Raw genomic sequence first — 14,695 nt, 5'->3', positions numbered from 1 at the left:
GCCTGACGGCACGGGGGGTTTTTTGTTGCACCAGCACCTGAGCACACAGCAGCGGTGGCCCGGTATCCCGGATATTCCCGGTATCGGCAGCCCAGCCCGGGCCGCCGCCCGATGAGCGTCAACCCTCACTCTCCGAGAAGAGACAAGCGATGACCGAACAGGCCACCGGGGCCCCCAAGCCGCAGCCGCGGGCCCGCAGCGGCGGACAGCAGCCGACTCCCGTTCCGGCCCAGGCGCCCCGCATCACCGGCGCCCAGTCCCTCATCCGTGCTCTTGAGGAAGTCGGCGCCGACACCGTATTCGGCATCCCGGGCGGCTGCATCCTGCCCGCCTACGACCCGATGATGGACTCCGCCCGGGTCCGGCACGTCCTGGTCCGCCACGAGCAGGGAGCGGGACACGCGGCGACCGGGTACGCGCAGGCCACCGGCAAGGTCGGCGTCTGCATGGCCACCTCGGGCCCCGGCGCCACCAACCTGGTCACCCCGCTCGCCGACGCGCACATGGACTCCGTGCCGATCGTCGCCATCACCGGTCAGGTGGCCTCCGGCGCGATCGGTACCGACGCCTTCCAGGAAGCCGACATCTGCGGTATCTCCATGCCGGTCACCAAGCACAACTTCCTGGTCAAGGACCCCGACGAGATCCCCCGCACGATCGCCGAGGCCTTCCACATCGCCGCCACGGGCCGCCCCGGCCCGGTGCTGGTCGACATCGCCAAGGATGCCCTCCAGCACGAGACCACCTTCCAGTGGCCGCCCACCACCGAGCTGCCCGGCTACCGTCCGGTGACCAAGCCGCACGGCAAGCAGATCCGTGAGGCCGCCAAGATGATCACCGAGGCCCACCGCCCGGTCCTCTACGTCGGCGGCGGTGTCCTCAAGGCCGGCGCCACGGCCGAGCTGAAGGTCCTGGCCGAGCTGACCGGCGCCCCGGTGACCACCACCCTCATGGGCATCGGCGCCTTCCCCGACCGCCACCCGCAGCACCTGGGGATGCCCGGCATGCACGGCACCGTCGCCGCGGTGACCGCGCTGCAGAAGGCCGACCTGATCGTCGCTCTGGGCGCCCGGTTCGACGACCGGGTCACCGGCAAGCTGGACTCCTTCGCGCCGTACGCCAAGATCGTCCACGCCGACATCGACCCCGCCGAGATCGGCAAGAACCGCGCCGCCGACGTGCCGATCGTCGGGGACGCCCGCGAGGTCCTGGCGGACCTGGTGGTCGCGCTCCAGGGCGAGCAGTCCGAGCGCCCGGGCGAGCCGGGTGACCGCTACGCCGACTGGTGGGCGATGCTCGACCGCTGGCGGGAGACCTACCCGCTCGGTTACGACAAGCCGGAGGACGGCTCGCTGGCCCCGCAGCAGGTCATCAAGCGGATCGGCGAGCTGGCGCCGGAGGGCACCATCGTCGCGGCGGGTGTCGGCCAGCACCAGATGTGGGCCGCCCACTTCATCGACTACGACCGGCCCGCCACCTGGCTCAACTCCGGCGGCCTGGGCACCATGGGCTACGCCGTGCCCGCCGCGCTCGGCGCCAAGGTCGGTATGCCGGAGCGTGCCGTGTGGGCCGTCGACGGCGACGGCTGCTTCCAGATGACCAACCAGGAACTGGTCACGGCCGCCCTCAACGGCGCCCCCATCAAGGTCGCCATCATCAACAACGGCGCGCTGGGCATGGTCCGCCAGTGGCAGACGCTCTTCTACAACCAGCGCTACTCCAACACCGTGCTGCACGACGGTCAGGAGGGCGAGCCGGGGCGCGGCACCCGTGTGCCCGACTTCGTCAAGCTGGCGGAGGCCATGGGTTGCGTCGGCATCCGCTGCGAGGACCCCGACGAGCTCGACGCGGTCATCGAGAAGGCCAACGCGATCAACGACCGGCCCGTGGTCGTCGACTTCATCGTGCACGAGGACGCCATGGTCTGGCCGATGGTCGCGGCCGGCACCTCCAACGACGAGGTCATGGCGGCGCGCGGCGTGCGCCCCGACTTCGGCGACAGCGACGACTGACGGCCACCGGCACAAGGAAGGCATGACACCGATGTCCAAGCACACGCTCTCCGTGCTGGTGGAGAACACCCCCGGCATCCTGGCCAGGATCGCCTCGCTCTTCTCCCGCCGCGGCTTCAACATCGACTCGCTCGCCGTCGGCGTCACCGAGCACCCCGACATCTCGCGGATCACCATCGTGGTGAACGTCGAGGACCTGCCGCTGGAGCAGGTCACCAAGCAGCTCAACAAGCTGGTCAACGTTCTCAAGATCGTCGAGCTGGAGCCCTCGTCCGCCGTCCAGCGCGAACTCGTCCTGGTGAAGGTCCGCGCCGACAACGACACCCGCTCCCAGATCGTGGAGATCGTCCAGCTCTTCCGCGCCAAGACGGTCGACGTCTCCCCGGAGGCCGTCACCGTCGAGGCCACCGGCAGCGCCGACAAGCTGGAGGCGATGCTGAAGATGCTGGAGCCGTACGGCATCAAGGAACTGGTGCAGTCCGGCACCATCGCCATAGGGCGTGGCGCCCGCTCCATCACCGACCGGAGCCTGCGCGCGCTGGAGCGTTCCGCCTGACCCACCCGGGAGCGTGACCCTCCGCCCCTGAGACACCCCGCCTCGCCCTCCCGTCATAGGTTGGGCGGCACCATTCATCGCACAAGGAGAAACCCCAAGTGGCCGAGCTGTTCTACGACGACGACGCCGATCTGTCCATCATCCAGAACCGCAAGGTCGCGGTCCTCGGATACGGCAGCCAGGGCCACGCCCACGCGCTGTCCCTGCGCGACTCGGGCGTCGACGTCCGGGTCGGCCTGCACGAGGGCTCGAAGTCCCGCGCCAAGGCCGAGGAGCAGGGCCTGCGCGTGGTGACGCCGGCCGAGGCGGTCCAGGAAGCAACCGTCATCATGATCCTGGTGCCGGACCCGGTCCAGGCCAAGGTCTACGAGGAGTCCGTCGCCCCCAACCTCAAGGACGGCGACGCCCTCTTCTTCGGGCACGGCCTGAACATCCGCTACGACTTCATCAAGCCCCCGGCCTCCGCCGACGTGTGCATGGTCGCTCCCAAGGGCCCGGGCCACCTGGTGCGCCGCCAGTACGAGGAGGGGCGCGGCGTGCCGTGCGTCGCGGCCGTCGAGCAGGACGCCACCGGCAACGCCTTCGCGCTGGCGCTCTCCTACGCCAAGGCCATCGGCGGCACCCGCGCCGGTGTCATCAAGACCACCTTCACCGAGGAGACCGAGACCGACCTCTTCGGTGAGCAGGCCGTGCTCTGCGGTGGTACGTCTGCGCTCGTCAAGGCGGGCTTCGACACCCTCGTCGAGGCCGGCTACCAGCCGGAGATCGCCTACTTCGAGTGCCTCCACGAGCTGAAGCTGATCGTGGACCTGATGTACGAGGGCGGCCTGGAGAAGATGCGCTGGTCGGTCTCCGAGACCGCCGAGTGGGGCGACTACGTCTCCGGCCCGCGCGTCGTCAACGAGCAGACCCGCGCCGAGATGAAGAAGATCCTCGGGGAGATCCAGAACGGCTCCTTCGCCAAGAACTGGATGGCCGAGTACAACGCGGGCCTGCCCAAGTACAACGAGTACAAGAAGGCCGACGAGGGCAGCCTGCTGGCCACCACGGGGCAGAAGCTGCGTTCCCTGATGAGCTGGGTCGACGAGGACAAGTAAGAGCCCCTTCTTCCTCCGTTCGCGGGCCCGGTACACCCGGTCGCGGGCGCCCTCCCCGGTCCGAGGGGAGGGCGCCCGCACCATCGGTGTGGGGTGCACGGATCACCCACATCGAGGGCGGGCCCCTCGATAGACTGCGGGGACACAGGCTCACAGCGTCGTGCGTCTGCCCTCCCGCCCCGCAGGGACCCGCGCTGTCCAGGACTTGGAGACCACGTGAGCAAGCCCGTAGTACTCATCGCCGAGGAGCTTTCGCCCGCCACCGTCGACGCGTTGGGCCCGGATTTCGAGATCCGGCACTGTGACGGTGCGAACCGGGACGAACTCCTTCCCGCTCTCGCCGATGTGGACGCCGTCCTCGTCCGTTCCGCCACCAAGATCGACGCCGAGGCCGTGGCCGCGGCCACCAAGCTGAAGGTGGTCGCCCGCGCGGGCGTCGGGCTCGACAACGTCGACGTGCCCGCCGCCACGAAGGCGGGCGTGATGGTCGTCAACGCGCCGACCTCCAACATCGTCACCGCTGCCGAGCTCGCCTGCGGCCTGCTCATCGCGACCGCCCGCAACATCCCGCAGGCCACCGCCGCCCTCAAGGACGGCGAGTGGAAGCGCAGCAAGTACACCGGTGTGGAGCTGAGCGAGAAGACCCTCGGCGTCGTCGGCCTGGGCCGGATCGGCGTGCTGGTGGCGCAGCGCATGTCGGCGTTCGGCATGAAGGTGGTGGCCTACGACCCGTTCGTGCAGCCCGCCCGTGCCGCACAGATGGGCGTCAAGCTGCTGTCCCTGGACGAGCTGCTCCAGGTGGCGGACTTCATCACCGTCCACCTGCCCAAGACCCCCGAGACGCTCGGCCTGATCGGGGACGAGGCGCTGCACAAGGTCAAGCCGGACGTGCGCCTCGTCAACGCGGCGCGCGGCGGGATCGTCGACGAGGAGGCGCTGGCGGCCGCCCTCAAGGAGGGCCGGGTCGCGGGCGCGGGCCTGGACGTGTACGCGTCCGAGCCGTGCACCGACTCGCCGCTGTTCTCCTTCGACCAGGTGGTGTGTACCCCGCACCTGGGCGCCTCCACCGGTGAGGCGCAGGAGAAGGCGGGCATCGCGGTGGCCAAGTCGGTGCGGCTGGCGCTGGCGGGCGAGCTGGTGCCCGACGCCGTCAACGTGCAGGGCGGCGTCATCGCCGAGGATGTGCGTCCGGCGCTGCCGCTGGCGGAGAAGCTGGGCCGGATCTTCACCGCGCTGGCCGGCGAGGTCGCCGTCCGGCTCGATGTCGAGGTGTACGGCGAGATCACGCAGCACGACGTGAAGGTGCTCGAACTCTCCGCCCTCAAGGGCGTGTTCGAGGACGTGGTGGACGAGACGGTCTCCTACGTCAACGCGCCGCTGTTCGCGCAGGAGCGGGGCGTGGAGGTGCGGCTGACCACCTCCAGCGAGTCGGCCGAGCACCGCAACGTCGTCACCGTGCGCGGCACCCTCTCAGGTGGCGAGGAGGTCTCCGCCTCCGGCACCCTGGCGGGACCCAAGCACCTGCAGAAGCTCGTCGCCATCAACGAGCACGGCGTGGACCTCGCCGTCGCCGACCACATGGCGTTCTTCCGCTACGGCGACCGCCCCGGCGTCGTCGGCACGGTCGGCCGGATCCTCGGCGAGGCGGGCATCAACATCGCGGGCATGCAGGTCTCCCGCGCGGAGGAGGGCGGCGAGGCGCTGGTCGCCCTGACGGTGGACGACACGATCGCTGCCCCCGTCCTGTCCGAGATCACTGCCGAGATCGGCGCCACCCATGCGCGGGCGGTCGACCTGGCGGAGTGACACCGCACCGACGAGGCGGAGCCGGGCGGAGCGCACCGGCGAGCCGGGCGGGCCGGTCGCGAGGGCGTACCGGCCCGCTTCTCCTGTGCGGTACCGGGTGGCGACCCAGGAGCACGACGCCGGCCGGCCGGCGAAAACGGCTGGCCGCCCGGGGAGCGGCCCGCCAGGATGAAGGGCATGACACAGGACGCCTCCCCGCTGGTCGAGCGGCACACGATCCTCTCCGTGATCGTGGGTTCGCGTGCCTTCGGGCTGGCGACGGCGGACTCCGACACCGACCGGCGCGGTGTGTACGCCGCGCCGACCGAGGACTTCTGGCTGCTGGACAAGCCGCCGGCCCATCTGGACGGGCCGCGGCCCGAGCAGTTCAGCTGGGAGGCCGAGCGCTTCTGCACCCTGGCGCTGGCCGGCAACCCGGGCATCCTCGAAGCCCTGCACAGCCCGCTCGTGGAGCGCCTCACCCCGCTCGGCGAGGAACTGCGTGACCTGTCCGGCGCCTTCCTCTCCCGCCAGGTGCACCGCACCTACGGCCGGTACGCCGCGGCCCAGCTCGCCAAGGCCGAGGTGCGCCGCCGCCGGGGCGCCGGCGTCCGCGGGAAGCCCCTGATGCACCTCCTCCGGCTGCTGATCAGCGGCGCAGGACTGCTGGAGACCGGCAGCCTCACGCTCGACGTGGGGGAGCACCGCGACCGGCTGCTGGCCGTCCGGCGCGGCGAGGTCCCCTGGGAGGAGATCACCGCGTGGGCCGGCCGGCTGGAGAGCCGCCTGGACGCCGCGTACGCCGCAGGACCCCCGCTCCCCGACCGACCCGACCGTGCCCGGGTGGAACGATGGCTGGTGTCCGTACGCCGCCGCTGCCTGACGGGCGAAGCCACGAAGGCAGGTTCTGCGCCATGACTGGTTCCGCGACCGAACTGCCCGATCTGGCACCGCCGCTCGCCGACCATCCGCACGCCCTGCTGTTCGCCACCGTCTCCGGCGCGCACCTGTACGGCTTCCCCTCCCGCGACTCGGACGCCGACCTGCGCGGCGTCCACCTGCTGCCGGTGCGCGACCTGCTCGGGCTGGGCCGCCGGGATGAGACGCACGAGCGCACCTGGTACCAGGACGGCCTGGAGCTCGACCTGGTCACCCACGATCTGGCCAAGTTCGCCCGGCTGCTGCTCCGCCCCAACGGGTACGTGCTCGAACAGCTCCTCTCCCCGCTGGTCGTGCGCACCACCCCGGCGCACACCGCACTGGCCGGACTCGCCCCCGGGCTGCTGACCCGTCACCACGCGCGCCACTACCGGGGCTTCGCCGGTACGCAGTGGCGGCTGTTCCACAAGACGGGGCAGCTCAAGCCGCTGCTGTACACCTTCCGCGTGCTTCTGACCGGCGTGCACCTGATGCGCTCGCAGCAAGTGCTCGCGCACCTGCCCCGGTTGGCGGAGCAGGTGGCCGAGGCGCCCCGCTACCTGCCCGACCTCGTCGCGGCCAAGGCGGACGCGGAGCACGGCCTGTTGTCCGAGGCGCCCGGCGCCCCGGACACCGCGCGCCTCCAACGGGACGTCGAGGCCCTGCACGCGGTGCTGGACGAGGCCGAGGCAGCCACCCTGCTGCCGGCGGAACCGGGAGCTGCCGCGCAACTGGAGGAGCTGGTGATCGACACCCGGCTCGCTGCCGGCCGGCCCTAGCCGGTCCCGCGCCTCGCCTACAGCCGTGCGGCCTTCAGCGCCATGTGCAGCAGCAGGCGGTCCTCGCCCTCGTCCAGGTCCAGGCCGGTCAGCCGCTCCACCCGGGTCAGCCGGTAGTAGAGGGTCTGCCGGTGGACGCCCAGCGCGGCGGCGGCGCGGCCCGCCTGGCCCGCACAGTCCAGGAACACCTCGGCGGTGCGGGCCAGCGCGCCGTTGGCGGGGCGCAGCAGCTCCCGCACCGCGGGGTCGGGCACCGGGTGCGACCGGGGTACGCCCGTGAGCAGCCGGTAGGGCCCGATGGAGTCCCACTCGGCGACCGCGCCGGGCAGCGCCTGCGCGGCAGCCGCCCGCGCGGCGCCGCGGGCCTGACGCCAGGCGTCGGGTAGCTCAGCCAGCCCGACGCGGGGGCTGCTCACCCCGGCAGTGGCGTCCGCCGGACGACCGGCCGACCGCAGCAGTTTCTCCGCCGTCGTCCGGGCCGCGTCCAGCCCGTGCGGCGTCCGCAGCCGCACCAGCGCGGCCAGCGCGCCGTCCCGTACGCAGTGCGCGGCGAGCCGGGGGAGGGAGGCGGGCAGCGGGCCGCGGCCCGCACCGCCGGGGCGCTCCTGCTCCGGCCAGGGCGCCACGGCCACCAGGGCGAGCGGCCCGGTGGCCGTCTCGTCCAGCGCCGTGGCCAGCTCTCCCACCGCCTCCTCCCGGGCGGCGCCGCCCCGCTCGGCCAGCGCGGCGCGCAGCAGCTCCCCGGTGTGCTCCTCGGTGCGGAAGTGGGCCGCGAGCTGGGCGCCGGTGCGGTCGGCGACGGCCATCGCGGCGGCCAGCCGGGGATCGGTCAGCTCCAGCGCGCCGTCGTCCAGCAGCCAGATGTAGCCGTGCACGACGCCGCGGTCGCGTACCGGCAGGCAGATCCGGCCGTGCACCACGCCGGCGGCCGGATCGGGAGGGATGCGGACCGGGCCGGTGGCGTGGGTGATCCCGTAGCTCTCGAAGAACGTGCGGACGGCCGGGGCCGAGCGGCGCTGCAGGATGGTGCGGGTACGGACCGCGTCCAGGGCCAGGTCGGCGCCCTGGCCCCCCTCGCTCTCCTCGTCGCTGCCGTGCGCGCCGAAGGCGATCAGCGAGAAGTCCCGGCCCTCCAGGGTGGCCGGGGTGCCCAGAAGCTGGGAGACCTCGTCGATCAGCGTCTGGTAGTCCTCGCGCATGCCGCTGCGGCCTCCGTACCTGTGTCCTGCCTCGTGCGGGCCCCGGCCGGGGCCTGGTCCCCCATTCTCGCCCCTCGTCATACATCTGTATGAGATCGGGTGCACGGATGCGTGACACCTGTCGATGGTCGGGCCCGTGGCGCAGTCCTTACCTTCTGAGTGGCTCCGCGCACACACCGTCCGGAAGGCGACCGCATCCGGACCGCACCGCGCCTGCGAGCCACCCACAAGAAGACTCCGTGGAGGTGCCCCGTGCTGGGACCCGTGCTCCTCGCCGCCGCGCGCAGCGACAGCATCCGCCGCCTCGTCTCGGCCGCGCCGGTGACCCGCCCCATGGTGGACCGGTTCGTGGCGGGTGAGCAGGTGGAGCAGTGCCTCACCAACATCACGTCGCTCACCGGCCGCGGCCTGGAGGTCACCGTCGACCACCTGGGCGAGGACATCACCGACCGGTCGGAGGCCCTGCGCAACCGCGACGCCTACCTGGCGCTGACCGAGCAGCTCGCCGCCACCGGCCTCGCCGAGCACGCCGAGATGTCGGTCAAGCTGTCCGCCTTCGGGCAGGCGCTGGCAGGCGGCCACGACCTCGCCTACGAGAACGTGCTGCCCGTCGTGGAGGCCGCCACGGCCGCCGGGACGACCGTCACGCTCGACATGGAGGACCACACCACGGTCGACTCCACCCTGGCCGTCCTCGGACAGTTGCGCGAACGCTTCCCGCGCACCGGCGCCGTCGTCCAGTCCTACCTCTTCCGCACCGAGGACGACTGTCACGCGCTGGCCGCGGAGGGCTCCCGCGTCCGCCTGGTCAAGGGCGCCTACAACGAGCCGGCCGAGGTCGCCTTCCAGCGCAAGCACGAGGTCGACAAGGCGTACGTGCGCTGCCTGAAGATCCTCATGGCGGGCCAGGGCTATCCGATGGTGGGCTCCCACGACCCCCGCATGGTGACCATCGCCCAGAACCTCGCGGAGCGTTACGGTCGGAAGAAGGACGAGTACGAGTTCCAGATGCTGTACGGCATCCGCGAGGCCGAGCAGGAGCGACTGGTCGCGCAGGGTCACCGCATGCGCGTCTACATTCCGTACGGCACCGACTGGTACGGCTACTTCATGCGGCGCCTCGCCGAGCGCCCGGCCAACATGGGCTTCTTCCTGCGGTCCCTCGCCAGCAGGGGCTGAGCCTGCGGCGCCCGTACCCCGCCGGCCCCACGTGTCCCCACACTCGACGCCCGAAAACCACGACCACAAGGAGCAACCGTGGACGCTGTGACCCAGGTTCCCGCCCCGTACAACGAGCCGGTGCACACCTACGCGCCCGGCAGCCCCGAGCGCGCCCGCCTGGAGGCGAAGCTCAAGGAGCTGGGCGACAACCCGCGCGAGCTGCCGATGACGATCAACGGCGTCAAGCGCATGGGTGGCGGTGCACGCGTCGACGTCGTACAGCCGCACAACCACCACAAGGTGCTCGGCACCTACGCCACCGCGACCCGCCAGGACGCGCAGGACGCCATCGACGCGGCGCTCGCCGCGGCCCCCGCCTGGCGCGCCATGTCCTTCGACGACCGTGCCGCGATCATCCTCAAGGCCGCCGAGCTGCTCTCCGGCCCCTGGCGCGAGACCATCGCGGCCTCCACCATGCTGGGCCAGTCCAAGACCGCCCAGCAGGCCGAGATCGACGCCCCCTGCGAGCTCGTCGACTTCTGGCGCTTCAACGTGCACTTCGCCCGTGAGCTGATCACCGAGCAGCCGCTGATCCAGCCGAACGGTATCTGGAACCGCATGGACCACCGCCCGCTGGAGGGCTTCGTCTACGCGATCACGCCGTTCAACTTCACCGCCATCGCCGGCAACCTGCCGACCGCGCCCGCGCTGATGGGCAACGTCGTGGTCTGGAAGCCGTCCCCCACCCAGACCCACGCGGCCGTGCTGCTGATGGAGCTGCTGGAGGAGGCCGGGCTGCCCAAGGGCGTGATCAACCTGGTCACCGGCGACGGCAAGGACGTCTCCGAGGTCGCCATCCCGCACCCGGACCTGGCCGGCATCCACTTCACCGGCTCCACCGCCACCTTCCAGCACCTGTGGAAGAGCGTCGGTGAGAACATCTCGGGCTACAAGTCCTACCCGCGCATCGTCGGCGAGACCGGTGGCAAGGACTTCATCGTCGCCCACCCCTCCGCCGACCAGGCCGTCCTCAAGACCGCCATCACCCGCGGCGCCTTCGAGTACCAGGGCCAGAAGTGCTCCGCCGCCTCCCGCGCCTACCTGCCCCGCTCCCTGTGGGAGGGCGGCTTCAAGGACGAGCTCGTCACCGAGGTCCAGGGCCTGGCCATGGGCGACGTGACGGACCTGTCGAACTTCATCGGCGCCGTCATCGACGAGCGCGCCTTCGCCAAGAACAAGGCCGCCATCGACCGGGCCGCCACCGACCCGTCCTGCGAGATCGTCGTCGGCGGCACCTACGACGACAGCGTCGGCTACTTCGTCGCGCCGACCGTCATCGTCTGCTCCGACCCGGAGAACGAGGTCTTCACGACCGAGTACTTCGGCCCGGTCATCGCCGTCCACGTCTACGAGGACGAGAACTGGGACGCGATGCTGGAGCAGATGGAGTCGGCCTCGGCGTACGCGCTGACCGGCGCCGTCCTCGCCAAGGACCGCGCTGTTCTGGCCGACGCCTCGGAGAAGCTGCGGTTCGCCGCCGGCAACTTCTACCTCAACGACCGGCCCACCGGCTCCATCGTCGGCCAGCAGCCGTTCGGCGGTGCGCGGGCCTCCGGCACCAACGACAAGGCCGGGTCGAAGTTCAACCTCATCCGCTGGTCGTCGCCGCGGGCCATCAAGGAGACGCAGGTCGCGCCGACGGACTACCGCTACCCGCACATGGGCTGACCACCCCCCCCCGCCCCCCACCCCGGAAGCCCGGCCCGTCGAGGGCCGGGCTTCCGGCGTCCGTGGCCGAATCCATGTGGCTCTCGTCTCAGATAGTAGGAAGGCCAACTAATTGGGGGGACATCACGGCTCCTGGCTTCTATCTTTGTAGGGAGCCGATCGTTCCGCTCGACCGAGCGCAACGCGGATGAGGCGCCCGTGCGTGGTGCAGGTGATCCCTGCCGCACCGGTTCCCCCGCGCCTTTGGCTGTCCGGCACCTCTCTCCTTGTCTTCCTTCACGCTCTCCGCCGTGCAGAAGGAGTTGCATACCCATGGCTGCTGTTACGTCCGGTACACAGGTTCCCGCGTCTCGGGTTCGGCGTTCGCGGGTTGCCGCGAGGCTTCGTGAAGAGGAGCGGCGTAATGCTGCGGAGGCCCTCCAGAGGGCCTTCGATCGCCGCTGACCCTCACTGGGGGCTTCGGCCCCTGTGACCCCGCTCTCCATCGGCTGGGGCCTCGGCCCCTGTGGCCTCTCATTCCTGGGGCTTCGCCCCAGACCCCTTTGTCCTCGCCGGACGGGCGTTGGGGCGGCTCCTCCCCCAGGGGGACCCCACCCCAACGGCCCCCCGCTACGGGGGCTTCTCCCCCCGGACTCCGTCCGGGGGGACCCCCACACCCCCAGGAGCCCCCTTCCGAAAGAGCTCCAGCTCGTTTACTTCGTGGGAACGCCCCTGGGGCAGACCACCCCAGACCGTCCGGCGGCTTTCGCGCGGCTTTGTGGTGCGTTCTGACCGGCGCGGAAGTCGGCGGGCGGTCTGGGGACCCGGTGCCAGTGAGCAGGAGTGCACGAGAAGGGGGCAGGGGACTGAGGGTCCGGAATGCGGACCGGGCGTGTCAGGGGGTGGGACAGCCGTTAGGGTGCGCGGCATGTCACCAGTAACCCCTCGCAGCATCGACCTCGCCGTGATCCGGGGCGACGGAATCGGCCCGGAGGTCGTCTCCCAGGGCCTCAAAGCCCTCACCGCCGCCCTCCCGCAGGACGTGAAACTGGAGACGCACGAGTACGATCTCGGCGCCGCCCGCTGGCACGCGACGGGCGAGACCCTCACCGACGGCGAGCTGGAAGCGCTCAAGCGCCACGACGCCATCCTGCTGGGAGCCATCGGCGACCCGGCCGTCCCCTCGGGCGTACTGGAACGCGGCCTGCTGCTCAAGCTCCGGTTCGCCTTCGACCACTTCGTCAACCTGCGCCCCTCGAAGCTGTTCCCGAACACGGCCTCGCCGCTGGCCGGCCGCCCTCAGATCGACTTCGTGGTGGTCCGCGAGGGGACCGAGGGCCCGTACGTCGGCAACGGCGGCACCATCCGCAAGGGCACTGCGCAGGAGGTCGCCAACGAGGTGAGCGTCAACACCGCGTACGGCGTGGAGCGGGTCGTGCGCGACGCGTACGCGCGGGCGCAGGCGCGTCCGCGCAAGAAGCTGACGCTGGTGCACAAGAACAACGTGCTGGTGCACGCGGGCCACCTGTGGAAGGACACCTTCGACCGGGTGGGCCGGGAGTTCCCCGAGGTGACGACCGACTACCTGCACGTGGACGCGGCCACGATCTTCCTGGTGACGGACCCGGCGCGGTTCGACGTGATCGTCACGGACAACCTGTTCGGTGACATCATCACCGACCTCGCGGCGGCCGTCAGCGGCGGCATCGGCCTGGCGGCGTCCGGGAACGTCAACCCGACCCGCGAGTTCCCCTCCATGTTCGAGCCGGTGCACGGATCCGCGCCGGACATCGCGGGGACCGGCAAGGCCGACCCGACAGCCACCGTGCTCTCCGTCGGGCTGCTGCTGCGCCACCTGGGTTTCGAGGCGGAGGCCGACCGCATCGACGCGGCCGTCACCGCGGATCTGGCCGAGCGGGGCGGGACGTCCCGCACCACCGACGAGATCGGCGACGCGCTCGCCGCCCGCGTGGCCGCCTGACCGACCCGGCATGGATGACCTCGCGCGATGGGGACCGTCGGCGCTCCGGCGGGCATCGGCGGTCCTCAAGGGTGTGCCCGCCCTCGCCGAGGGGTCCGGCGCCCGCGGGGGAGCGTGGCGGCGGCCTCCGGGCGAGCGGCGTGGGCGCGGGGTCGTACCCGCGTCCGAGAACGGTTGACCCCCGCGCGATAATCGGGGGTGAGGGACCGCCCCATGAGGGAGTACTCAGACGTCCGAGCAGTACGCGCCGCAGCCAGGGGAGCGACCGGGAGAGCGGGCGCTCTCCCGGGTCGTCGGGGCAGGTCCGCAACACGTACGAGCGAAGGACGCGGACATGACGACGCCCCGTATCGAATTCGACCTCAAGCCCGCCGCGCAGCTGCTCGGTGACGCCGAGCGCGAGGCCGTGCTGGCGAACCCGGGTTTCGGCCGGTACTTCACCGACCACATGGTGACCATCCAGTGGACCGAGGGCCGCGGCTGGCACGACGCACGGCTGGAGCCGTACGCGCCGCTGCAGATCGACCCGGCGAACATGACGCTGCACTACGCGCAGTCGATCTTCGAGGGGCTCAAGGCGTACCAGCAGCCGGACGGCTCCGTGAAGGTCTTCCGCCCCGACGCCAACGCGCGCCGTTTCCAGCGCAGCGCCCGTCGGCTGGCGATGCCCGAGCTGCCGGTGGAGACGTTCATCGAGGCGTGCGACCTGCTGGTGGGCCAGGACAAGGCGTGGGTGCCGGGTGAGGGCGAGGCGTCGCTGTACCTGCGGCCGTTCATGTTCGCCACCGAGGTGGGGCTGGGCGTCAAGCCGGCGAGCCAGTACACGTTCATGGTGATCGCCTCCCCGGCGGGCTCCTACTTCCCCGGCGGCGTCGAGCCGGTCTCGGTGTGGCTGTCGGAGGAGTACGTGCGTGCGGCGCCCGGCGGTACGGGGGAGGCCAAGTGCGCGGGCAACTACGCGGCCTCGCTGGTGGCCCAGGCCGAGGCCGCCGAGCACGGCTGCGACCAGGTGGTCTGGCTGGATGCGGTGGAGCGCCGGCACATCGAGGAGATGGGCGGCATGAACCTCTACTTCGTCTACGGCTCGGGCGCGGACGCGCGGATCGTGACCCCGGCCCTCACGGGCACCCTGCTGCCGGGCATCACACGGGACTCGCTGCTGACGATCGCCGCCGACATGGGGTACGAGACGGGGGAGGCCCGGATCACCACCGACGAGTGGCGGGCGGGGAACGCCGACGGTTCGATCACCGAGGTGTTCGCCTGCGGGACGGCGGCCGTGATCACGCCCGTCGGCGAGGTGAAGTCCACGAGCGCCGGGTGGCAGGTCGCCGACGGTTCGGCGGGGGAGATCACCTTGAAGCTGCGTGAGGCCCTGCTGGCTGTCCAGACCGGCCGGGCGGAGGACACCCACGGCTGGATGCACACACTCGGTTCCTGAGCGGGTACTGCTGCCGGGCGTGCCGGGGGCCGGCCGGGCGGCGTGTCACGGTACGTCCG

The 14,695-nt window shown here is 71.3% G+C and carries 11 protein-coding genes; 10 read left to right on the top strand and 1 reads right to left on the bottom strand.

Features of this window, described 5'->3' with window-relative positions; genetic code table 11:
- Nucleotides 1-149: 149 nt before the first annotated feature.
- The 6 genes from H297_RS0100600 (at nucleotide 150) to H297_RS0100575 (ending at nucleotide 7,147) form a co-directional block, all read left to right on the top strand.
- Nucleotides 150-2,012 (top strand): acetolactate synthase large subunit, encoded by a 1,863-nt coding sequence (locus tag H297_RS0100600; RefSeq protein ID WP_027735463.1) that lies wholly within the window; start codon nucleotides 150-152, stop codon nucleotides 2,010-2,012.
- Between the two features lie 31 nt (nucleotides 2,013-2,043).
- Nucleotides 2,044-2,568 carry an acetolactate synthase small subunit gene (ilvN, locus tag H297_RS0100595; RefSeq protein WP_027735462.1) on the top strand — a complete coding sequence of 175 codons (525 nt, stop codon included), beginning with the start codon at nucleotides 2,044-2,046 and terminating at the stop codon, nucleotides 2,566-2,568.
- A 98-nt stretch (nucleotides 2,569-2,666) separates the two neighbouring features.
- Nucleotides 2,667-3,665 (top strand): ketol-acid reductoisomerase, encoded by a 999-nt coding sequence (gene ilvC / locus H297_RS0100590; protein WP_027735461.1) that lies wholly within the window; start codon nucleotides 2,667-2,669, stop codon nucleotides 3,663-3,665.
- A 216-nt stretch (nucleotides 3,666-3,881) separates the two neighbouring features.
- Nucleotides 3,882-5,471 (top strand): phosphoglycerate dehydrogenase, encoded by a 1,590-nt coding sequence (serA, locus tag H297_RS0100585; protein ID WP_027735460.1) that lies wholly within the window; start codon nucleotides 3,882-3,884, stop codon nucleotides 5,469-5,471.
- A 177-nt stretch (nucleotides 5,472-5,648) separates the two neighbouring features.
- A complete protein-coding gene (locus tag H297_RS0100580) occupies nucleotides 5,649-6,368 on the top strand; it encodes a DNA polymerase beta superfamily protein (RefSeq protein ID WP_027735459.1) in 720 nt (239 codons plus the stop codon).
- Entirely contained in the window at nucleotides 6,365-7,147 is a 783-nt protein-coding gene (locus H297_RS0100575; RefSeq protein WP_027735458.1) for a DNA polymerase beta superfamily protein, read from the top strand. Before H297_RS0100580 ends, H297_RS0100575 begins: the two co-directional genes overlap by 4 nt.
- 17 nt (nucleotides 7,148-7,164) lie before the next feature.
- Here H297_RS0100575 and H297_RS0100570 read toward each other — a convergent pair whose 3' ends face one another.
- Complete coding sequence (locus tag H297_RS0100570; RefSeq protein ID WP_027735457.1) at nucleotides 7,165-8,346, bottom strand: helix-turn-helix domain-containing protein; 1,182 nt, start codon at nucleotides 8,344-8,346, stop codon at nucleotides 7,165-7,167.
- A gap of 252 nt (nucleotides 8,347-8,598) precedes the next feature.
- Between H297_RS0100570 and H297_RS0100565 the strand changes: the two genes are divergently transcribed.
- The 4 genes from H297_RS0100565 (at nucleotide 8,599) to H297_RS0100550 (ending at nucleotide 14,636) form a co-directional block, all read left to right on the top strand.
- Nucleotides 8,599-9,525, top strand: a complete 927-nt coding sequence (locus H297_RS0100565; RefSeq protein WP_027735456.1) for a proline dehydrogenase family protein — start codon at nucleotides 8,599-8,601, stop codon at nucleotides 9,523-9,525.
- A 78-nt stretch (nucleotides 9,526-9,603) separates the two neighbouring features.
- On the top strand, nucleotides 9,604-11,235 hold the full coding sequence (gene pruA, locus H297_RS0100560; protein ID WP_027735455.1) for an L-glutamate gamma-semialdehyde dehydrogenase: 1,632 nt from the start codon (nucleotides 9,604-9,606) through the stop codon (nucleotides 11,233-11,235).
- A gap of 907 nt (nucleotides 11,236-12,142) precedes the next feature.
- Nucleotides 12,143-13,195, top strand: a complete 1,053-nt coding sequence (locus H297_RS0100555) for a 3-isopropylmalate dehydrogenase (protein WP_037792446.1) — start codon at nucleotides 12,143-12,145, stop codon at nucleotides 13,193-13,195.
- A gap of 334 nt (nucleotides 13,196-13,529) precedes the next feature.
- Nucleotides 13,530-14,636 carry a branched-chain amino acid aminotransferase gene (locus H297_RS0100550; RefSeq protein ID WP_027735453.1) on the top strand — a complete coding sequence of 369 codons (1,107 nt, stop codon included), beginning with the start codon at nucleotides 13,530-13,532 and terminating at the stop codon, nucleotides 14,634-14,636.
- Nucleotides 14,637-14,695: the final 59 nt, after the last annotated feature.

Source organism: Streptomyces sp. CNT360 (assembly GCF_000424785.1).
The sequence above is the reverse complement of the archived record's forward strand: the minus strand, read 5'-3'. Positions and strand labels throughout refer to the sequence as shown.